The organism is Vicinamibacteria bacterium (assembly GCA_035620555.1).
GTDB lineage: Bacteria > Acidobacteriota > Vicinamibacteria > Marinacidobacterales > SMYC01 > DASPGQ01.
Genome location: DASPGQ010000658.1, coordinates 1 through 8,160, shown reverse-complemented (window position 1 = coordinate 8,160; position 8,160 = coordinate 1). Strand labels below are relative to the sequence as shown.

Here is an 8,160-nt window from a genome sequence, read left to right as displayed (position 1 = left end):
CTCTCGGAGCTCCTTCACGGGGTTCACCCGTTCGATCTGGGAACCTACGCCCTGCTCTCGGTCCTCGTCGCCGGGGCCGCCCTCGCGGCGAGCCTCGTTCCCGCTTCACGCGCCGCCCGAGTCGACCCGATGGAGGCTCTGCGACACGAGTAAGTCGTGCGTTAACCGCGAAGCGGCAGGTTACGGGTGGAAGATAATTGTCATCTGATGTCGAGGTAATGGTCCGCCACGATCTTGCCCACCTGGGCCACCACCTCGTTGAGCTCCGATGCGGTTCCCCGGTGGTGGCCGGTGAACACGACGACCACGACGGGCTCGTCGTCGATCCATAGGATTCCCGCATCGTTCCCCACCCACGGCTCGCCGTCACCGGTCTTGTGAGCGATGCGCACCCCGTCGGGCACGTACCGCGGAAGGCGGTGGTTCACCTGCTGACGCTCGAGGATGTCGATCATCAATGCGCTCGCCTCGGGGGAAACCAGCTCCCCGCGGGCGAGGAGGGCGAAGAGCTTCCCGATTTCTCGCGCCGTGCTCCGGCCGAAAAAGAGCGGCGTCTCCTCGATGACGCGCCGGAAGGCCTCGGATACGTCCTCACTGGAGTGCTCCTCGAAAGGGAACGAGAGAGTCTCCTCTCCGGTGGCATCCCGGTATTCCTCGTCGAGCGCCGACAGCCATTCCCGATCCCAGTCCAGGTCCGAGAAACGGATCTCCGTTCTCGCAAAGCCCAGTTCCTTCATGCTGGCCGTGATCGCGTCCCGTCCCACGAGATCGGCGAGGATGTCGGTCGCGGCATTGTCGCTCACGATGATCATGAGGTTGAGGAGGTCTTTCACCGTTGGCTGCAGTCCCGGATCGAATGCGTACAGGACCCCGGACGGAATGCGCCCGTAGCCAGACTCGAGCGGTAGGCGTTGGGAGAGCGACAGGCTCTTCGCTTCGACTCGTCGCAGCACCTCCACCATGATCGGCACCTTGATGACGCTGAACGTCTCGTAGATCGAGTCGGCATCGATCGCAACCACCTGGGAGCGTCCGACGTGCTCCACGTAGATCGCCATCCGTCCGTCGAAGCCTTCACGCAGTCTCCTCAGTTTCGACTCGAGCGAATCGGGCGGAAGAGAAAACGAGTCCAGCTCCGCACTCGCCGAAGCGAGTAGAGCCCGGTTGTCCTCGATCGCTGCGGTCAGCCGGCGAACCTGCACCTCCGCCGTCGCCCAATCCTTCTGGTCGAGAGCTTCCGTGATCCCGGGGAGCACCATTGCCGCGTAGGTGTACTTGGGGGCATAGAGGAGGTGCTTGAACCAGGGCCGTCCCGGTATTCCTGCGGGATGCCGCCAATTGCCCTCGATACGGTTGAGCTTCTGATTGAGCCGCCTGGAAAGCTCCGGCTCGACCGCTTCCGCAGCGAGCGCCCGATCGATACGCTCGGCTAGCCGTCGTGACTCCGTCCGGAAACCGTTTGCGCTCGACGACAGATCGCTCCAGTCGAGCCGAGACTCCACATCCAGCTTCTCGACCTCGCGAACGAATTCTCGAAGCGAAAGTGCGTAGCTTTCGAAGTCCAAAGGAAGGATATCGGCGTTGGCGAGCCGAAGAGCCATGGTCCCCCAGAGGCGCGACATGAGCTCGTGGTAGTGAAAACCAGGATCCCCAATGCGGCTCACCCAGAAGTGGTCGTCGTAGACCGAGTGGTAGACCCCGTACGGTCCGTCGAACGTCATATCCACCACGGGACGTCCCAAATAGTTCAGAAAGACCGTGTGGTCGGTGCCGCTTCCGATCCGCGTTCGAACCAGCGCTTCGTCGAGAAGCGAGCCTTCGGCGAGCCCCGGGCTCGGCGGCTTGCTCCTCCATACTTCATAGAGGCTGCCCCCCGAAGGATCTTCGAGCGCCTTCGTTATCTCCACGATCATCGGGGCTAGCGAACCGACCGCGCTCACCGATAGATCTCCGCCGCTGGCAGACGAATCTACATTGAGGTAGGCCACCGCTTTTTCCTCGAGCTCGTGCGAGAACTGCTCTCCCCACTCGGTCGAGCCGGTGAGCGTGACCTCCTCGCCATCCCAACTGCAAAAAACCAGGGTACGCCGGGGTCGAATCCCACGCTCTTTCAGCGCGCCGAAGCTCTTCGTCATCTCCATCATGGAAGCCGTGCCGCTCGATGGGTCGACTCCTCCGAACACCCAGGCATCGTGGTGGTTTCCGAGCACCACCCACTCGTCGGGCGAACCCTCTCCGCGGATGCGCCCTTCGATGACGTAATTGGGAAGAACCGTCGTATCCATGTCGATCCTGACGTGGAGGAGAACGTCTTCGCCTCCGAGCCGGTACTCGATGGGGAGACTTCCCTGCCATGCGTCGGGCGCGCGAGGACCGCCGAGCTTTTCGAGGATCGGACGCATGTCCCGGTACGACATGGGCAGAGACATGATCTTCGGGACCGAGACCGCCTCTTCGACCGGTATGCGATGTGCGCCCGGCGTTGACGCCCAGCCGGGGGTCAGGGGATCGCCAGGTACGATGAAATCATAAGCAATGCCGCCCCGCTGCAGATGGCTCTCCGGACCCCAGGGACCATCGGGATAGACGTCCCCCTGAAGGAATCCGTCTTCGGCGGGGTCGGAGTAAACGATCATGGCGGCCGCGCCCTCGCGTTCGGCAGTGAGAGCCTTGAAGCCGCGATAGCTATAGGGGTTCGAATAGCGGACCACCACGATCTTGCCGCGCGGGTCGATCCCCTGCTCGCGCAGCAGCTCGTAGTCGGCGGGGTTGCCGCTGTTGGCATAGACGACCGGCGCCTCGACCTCGCCCGAGGCGGAGAACGACGTCCAGGCGCCGCTCACGTCCGGATTCGCGGTGTCGGGGTCTTCTTCGTAAACGTCTTCCCTCAGGCTCGGAACGTAACGCACGGGCGCAATCATCTCGACGTGGACGGTCCGGGGGTTGGAAGACAGGACGTCGTAGCGATGGATCACCACGTCCTCGAGCCCCTGCTTCTTCCAGGTGTCGGCGATGAAACGAGCAATCTCTTCCGTGCGAGCCGACGTCGCCGGGTGGGGTTCCGACGTGAAGTAGCGATGCCACTCGCGAATCGACTCGCTGTCGGGAATCGCCTGATACGCCTTCTCGATCTCGAGCTGACGCGCGGTGCTCTCGGATGTAAAGCCTCGTATCGGGTCCTGAGCGACCGCTCCAATCGCAGAGACCGCGAGCGCAACGAGGAGACCGAGAACCCGTCGACGCATCATTTTCGGAGGTGCGACTCCGGTCTCATGAACGCTACGCGTGGGGCGCCCAGGCTTTGTCGCCCGGTGCGTACGGCACGCACGGCTCGAAACGACCGGGCGTTTCGACGAAGCGCAACGCCTTCGTGTACCCGATCTCGGACGTGAAGTAGCCGAGAAGCGCGAGCTCTTTCATCATGCGAAAGTAGTGGACGGGCTCGCCGTCCTTCCATTCCTGCATATACTCGTACTGCTCGCGATCGAGACGCTCGAGCAGGCTCAGTCGCTCGGCCGGCGTCGCCGCCATGAAGTCGCGCCCGCTCATCTCGGTGCACTCTCCATCGAGCGTTCGCAGACCCTCACGAAAGATGTGCCGCTCGTCGGGATCGTAGGCATCGGCAACCATGAGAGCCATGAACCGGCCGACACCGGCCGCTTTGGCGCCCGGCGTACTCGTCTCGGGGAGCATCGTCTCGGCCACTTCGTCGAGAAGCGTAACCTCTATAGACGTCAAGTAAGCCGCAGCCTTTGGGCTCGAGCTTTCGAGAGCATCGAGAAGTCTGGCCTGGCCGACGAGCGCGGCGCCGCCAAACAGAACACTGACGCGCCGAATGGCTTCGCGCCGGGTCAACCGGAGAGATGCGTCGTGGGAGGTCATGTTCGGTAGCTCCTCGCGGCGCATCAGAGATTATGTCGTTCGAGCTCGCCCACGGCGTAGTTGGCCGCTCGAGCCGTCAGCGCCATGTAGGTGAGCGACGGATTCTGACAAGCGGCCGAAGTCATAGAGGCCCCGTCGGTGACGAACACGTTCGGGGCATCCCAAACCTGGTTCCAGCGATTGAGCACCGAAGTGCGCGGGTCATGGCCCATGCGCGCCGTGCCCATCTCGTGGATACCCATGCCGGGGGCGTAACCCCGATCGTAGGTGCGCACCTTCTTGACCCCCGCCGCCTCGAGAGTTTCGGCCATGTCGTTCATCATGTCCACGCGCATCAATCGCTCGTTCTCGCCCATCTCGCAGTCGATCGCGAGGACGGGGAGGCCCCACTTGTCGGTTCTCGTCTCGTCGATGAAAACTCTGTTCCCGTGGTAGGGCAGCATCTCGCCGAACGCGGTGGCGCCGATCCTCCACTCACCGGGCTCAGCCATCTTATCCTTGAAAGCCGCCCCGACGCCGAGCTCTTCGACGGCACGTTGCCAACCGAGACGAGACGCCCCGCCTTGATAGCCGAAGCCGCGCAGGTAGTCGCGCTTGTCGCCGAAGAGGTTTCGGTAGCGGGGAATGTAAAATCCCGCGGGCCGCCGGCCGTAGTAGTACTTCTTATCCAAGCCCGGCTCGTCGAGGATGCCCTCCGCGCCGAGACGAAAATGGTGGTCCATGAGGTTGTGGCCGAGCTCGCCCGAGCTGCTGCCCAAACCTCCGGGCCAGACGTCTGTGGCAGAGCGTTTCAGGATCCATGTCGTGTTGAGGGTGGACGCGCAGAGAAACACGATGCGTGCCCGATACTCCGTCGAGCGCTCGGTCACCGCGTCGAGCACCCGGACGCCCGTGGCGCGCTTCTGGTCGCGGTCATAGAGTACTTCGGTCACGATGGAGTAGGGCTCGAGCGTCAGGCGTCCGGTAGCCATCGCGGCCGGCAGCGTCGACGACTGCGTGCTGAAGTAGGCGCCGAAAGGACAACCGAGCCAGCACGCATTGCGGTATCGACAATGCGAGCGCCCGGGGAGCCGCTGAGTGAGGTTCGCGACCCGTGCATGAACCATCTGGCGGCGCCCGTCGAACCGTCCCCGCATGCGCTCCGCCACGATCTCCTCGCCACAGTTCAACGGGATGGGCGGCTGGAACTCGCCGTCGGGAAGCTGAGCGAGGCCGTCGCGGGAGCCGGCGATGCCGGCGTGACGCTCGACGTGGTCGTACCAGGGCGCGAGATCCTCGTAGCGGATCGGCCAATCGATGGCGATGCCTTCGCGAGCGTTGGCCTCGAAATCGAAATCGCTCCAGCGGTAACTATGGCGTCCCCAGAGAAGCGACCGGCCACCGACCTGATAGCCCCGGAACCAGTCGAAGCGCTTGATCTCGGTATACGGCGAATCCTTGTCCGAAACCCACCAATCGAGGTTTTTCTCGTTGAGCGGGTAATCTCGCTTGAGCACTGGATGGGCTTCTTCCATCGCATAGGTGCGCCCACCGCGATGCGGGTACTCCCAGATGGGCTTGGTGGCATTGATGTAGTCCTTGATGTGCTCGACGTTCTTGCCGCGTTCGAGGAGCAGCACCTCGAGCCCCTTTTCGGTCAGTTCCTTGGCGGCCCAACCGCCCGAGATCCCGGAACCGACGACGATGGCATCGTAGGATTCTCTCTGCATGATTTCACCAAACGTCGGCGCTGGCGACGGCATCGGCGGCCGCTTCTTCGCCCTGGAGCGGGTTGAGCTCGAGCCCGACATAGCCTCGATAACCCAGGCGATCGAGCTCTTTTAACACCCGGTTGTAGTGGACCTCCCCCGTGCCCGGCTCGTTCCGGCCGGGATGATCGGCCAGCTGGACATAGCCGATGTGCTCGATCCCCTCGGCGAGATGCCCGCAAAGGTCGCCCTCGGTGATCTGAAGATGATAGAGGTCCCAGTTGATCTTGACGTGGCTCGAGCCGACGGCCTCGACGATACGGATCGCCGGCGCGCTTCCATAGAGGCAGTGCCCCTGGTGATCCACACGGATGTTCATCGGCTCGAGGATCAGAGTGACATCGTGTCTCTCCGCGATGGGAGCGACCCGCTTCAACGCGATGATGACGTTTTCGTGCATCTCGTCCTGACTCATGCCAGGCTGATCGTCGCCGGCGACGACGGTCATCCACCTGGCGCCGAGTGTTTTGGCCGCGCCACAGCTCGCCTCGATCTCGGAAACGACGGCGTCGTGATTCCCGGGATCGTTCATTCCCGGCTCGAATCCCCAGGCGGTGAATTGGGTGACCACGAGCCCGAGCTCGCGCGTCTTCGCCGCGATCGCCTCGATGTCTTTCCCGCGCCACGGCCAGAACTCGATGGCGGGAAATCCGGCGGCCGCCGCGTGATCGAGGCGTTCGAGAAACGACAAATCTCTCCACCACGTCTCCACGTTGACGGCGAACTGGGTTTTGAATTTCCTTGGCACGGGCTGATAGCCTGCGGCGAGCGGCGCGACACCGGCGGCGGCGAGAAATCGTCTTCTGCTCACCATGGTCGCGGGCAAGATTTCAGATTATGGAGTCGGTGTCAAGAATGCCGAGCCTTTGCGACTGAGTCGCTTGGAACGGAGAACTCCGCCCTGGGCCTGGGCCGCGCAGCACAGCGCCGACGCGTCGTCCTTCTCAGATCGCAAGCCCCGCCTTGCGCAGTCCGTCGATCAGCTGCTCGACGAGCCGCGGAAGGTACCACTTGCCGAACTGATTGCGCCCGATCCCAACGAAATCGGGTCTGAGTGCCAGCAACTGCCGCAGGTGCTCGCCCGCCGCCTCGCGCTCTCCGAGCTGGCCGTAAAGTGCCGCGAACAGCGCATGGGAGTCCATGAGCGACTCTCCAAGTTGGCTTCCATCTCCGCTTCGCTTCGACGAGACTCGACGAAGCCCGAAGGGCGAAGTCGGTCGGCGAGACCTCGTCGTAGCTGGCGACGTTTCGTGCCTTCCGCCGTGAAGCCCCCTACACGCTCCTGGGAGGATCCATCGAGAGCAAAGGCGGAAAACAAATCGAGACCAAACAGCCGTGAGCACGACATATCGATAGCGCAAAATCTCTCACCGAACGCTGCTGCGGCGCAAATGCACGGAATGACCGCTCGAGGCCGGAACAGGCTGGCCCAGAGGAACGATGGTTCCGTTGGCGTTTTCTGCACTCGCTGGGCTGGCTTTAGATCCATATACTTATGGTACTAATAGATGTATGAAGAAGACGCTACATATCGACGAGAAACTCTTGCGGGAGGCCAAGACCGCCTCCGGGGCGGGAACAGACACCGAAACGGTTCGTCGGGGCCTCGAGGCGTTGGTCCGTCACGCGGCGTACGAGCGCCTTCGGGCTCTCCGAGGGTCGGAGCCGCGCGCCCGCGAGGTTCGACGCCAACGGGAACGAACCTCGTCGTCGAGGCACTCTGCTCGATGATAGTGCTGGTGGACACGTCCGTCTGGATTCGCTTTCTGTCGAATCGAGCGCCATACGCCGCCGAGATGGATGCGCTTCTGAGCCGCGACGAAGTGAGCGGCCATGATTTCGTCTACGGAGAGCTACTCATCGGGGACAAGGGAGGACGCAAGAGTCTTCTAGCGGACTACGAGCAAATGCACCGCGCGCCCGTGGTGCCTCACGTGGATGTCGTGGAATTCGTGAGTGAACGACGATTGCACGGCCGCGGCGTCGGTTGGATCGATGCGCACCTGCTGGCGTCGTCACTGGTCGGACGCCTCAAGCTGTGGACGACAGATCCGCGATTGAAGGCACTGGCGGAAGAGCTCAGGATCCACTACGAGTTCTCCGAATGAACCGCGATGTCGCTCTCCTCGCGCCTCTAGGAAATCCTCTCGACTCGCCGAGGAGCGGTTGGACCTCCCCCAAGTCCGTCCCGTAACATCGAAGAGAGGTCCCTCATGATGATCGGAAGAGTTGGAATTCTTGGCGTCGCCCTGGTCTCGGCCACGATCGTCTTCGCGCAGGCGGATGCCGAGCGTGCCGCCGTGGAAGCCGCGGACGCCTGGCTCGCCCTCGTCGACCGGGGCGATTACGAGGAGAGCTGGGGCCAGGCAGCGGCGTTGTTCCGAAGCGCCGTCTCGACCGACCAGTGGTCACAACAATTGCGCGCGGCCCGTGCTCCGCTGGGCAGCCTCGTTTCGCGAAAGGTGAAGTCGAAACAATATGCCGAGTCCCTCCCCGGCGCACCCGATGGCAAGTACGTGGTCATCCAGTA

At 62.9% G+C, this 8,160-nt stretch carries 7 protein-coding genes; 2 read left to right on the top strand and 5 right to left on the bottom strand.

What is annotated here, in order from left to right; all coding sequences use genetic code 11:
- Positions 1 to 200 precede the first annotated feature (200 nt).
- From VEK15_26690 to VEK15_26670, 5 genes are all read right to left on the bottom strand, one after another.
- Positions 201 to 3,248, bottom strand: coding sequence for a serine hydrolase (locus VEK15_26690; GenBank protein ID HXV64316.1), 3,048 nt, complete (start codon positions 3,246 to 3,248; stop codon positions 201 to 203).
- 31 nt (positions 3,249 to 3,279) lie between these two features.
- Positions 3,280 to 3,882, bottom strand: a complete 603-nt coding sequence (locus VEK15_26685) for a gluconate 2-dehydrogenase subunit 3 family protein (protein HXV64315.1) — start codon at positions 3,880 to 3,882, stop codon at positions 3,280 to 3,282.
- Positions 3,883 to 3,905: 23 nt separating this feature from the next.
- On the bottom strand, positions 3,906 to 5,591 hold the full coding sequence (locus tag VEK15_26680; GenBank protein HXV64314.1) for a GMC family oxidoreductase: 1,686 nt from the start codon (positions 5,589 to 5,591) through the stop codon (positions 3,906 to 3,908).
- Positions 5,592 to 5,595: 4 nt separating this feature from the next.
- Entirely contained in the window at positions 5,596 to 6,444 is an 849-nt protein-coding gene (locus VEK15_26675) for a TIM barrel protein (protein ID HXV64313.1), read from the bottom strand.
- A 130-nt stretch (positions 6,445 to 6,574) separates the two neighbouring features.
- Positions 6,575 to 6,772 carry a hypothetical protein gene (locus VEK15_26670; protein HXV64312.1) on the bottom strand — a complete coding sequence of 66 codons (198 nt, stop codon included), beginning with the start codon at positions 6,770 to 6,772 and terminating at the stop codon, positions 6,575 to 6,577.
- Positions 6,773 to 7,357: 585 nt separating this feature from the next.
- Here VEK15_26670 and VEK15_26665 point away from each other — a divergent pair.
- A complete protein-coding gene (locus tag VEK15_26665; GenBank protein ID HXV64311.1) occupies positions 7,358 to 7,738 on the top strand; it encodes a PIN domain-containing protein in 381 nt (126 codons plus the stop codon).
- 105 nt (positions 7,739 to 7,843) lie between these two features.
- Positions 7,844 to 8,160, top strand: a 317-nt coding sequence (locus VEK15_26660) for a DUF4019 domain-containing protein (GenBank protein HXV64310.1), incomplete at its 3' end; no start/stop codon positions are given.

Excerpts from the sequence above, each read along its gene's own strand:
- VEK15_26675 (HXV64313.1), bottom strand. The coding sequence starts at position 6,444 with ATGGTGAGCAGAAGACGATTTCTCGCCGCCGCCGGTGTCGCGCCGCTC.
- VEK15_26680 (HXV64314.1), bottom strand. The coding sequence starts at position 5,591 with ATGCAGAGAGAATCCTACGATGCCATCGTCGTCGGTTCCGGGATCTCG.
- VEK15_26690 (HXV64316.1), bottom strand. The coding sequence starts at position 3,248 with ATGATGCGTCGACGGGTTCTCGGTCTCCTCGTTGCGCTCGCGGTCTCT.
- VEK15_26670 (HXV64312.1), bottom strand. The coding sequence starts at position 6,772 with ATGGACTCCCATGCGCTGTTCGCGGCACTTTACGGCCAGCTCGGAGAG.
- VEK15_26665 (HXV64311.1), top strand. The coding sequence starts at position 7,358 with ATGATAGTGCTGGTGGACACGTCCGTCTGGATTCGCTTTCTGTCGAAT.
- VEK15_26685 (HXV64315.1), bottom strand. The coding sequence starts at position 3,882 with ATGACCTCCCACGACGCATCTCTCCGGTTGACCCGGCGCGAAGCCATT.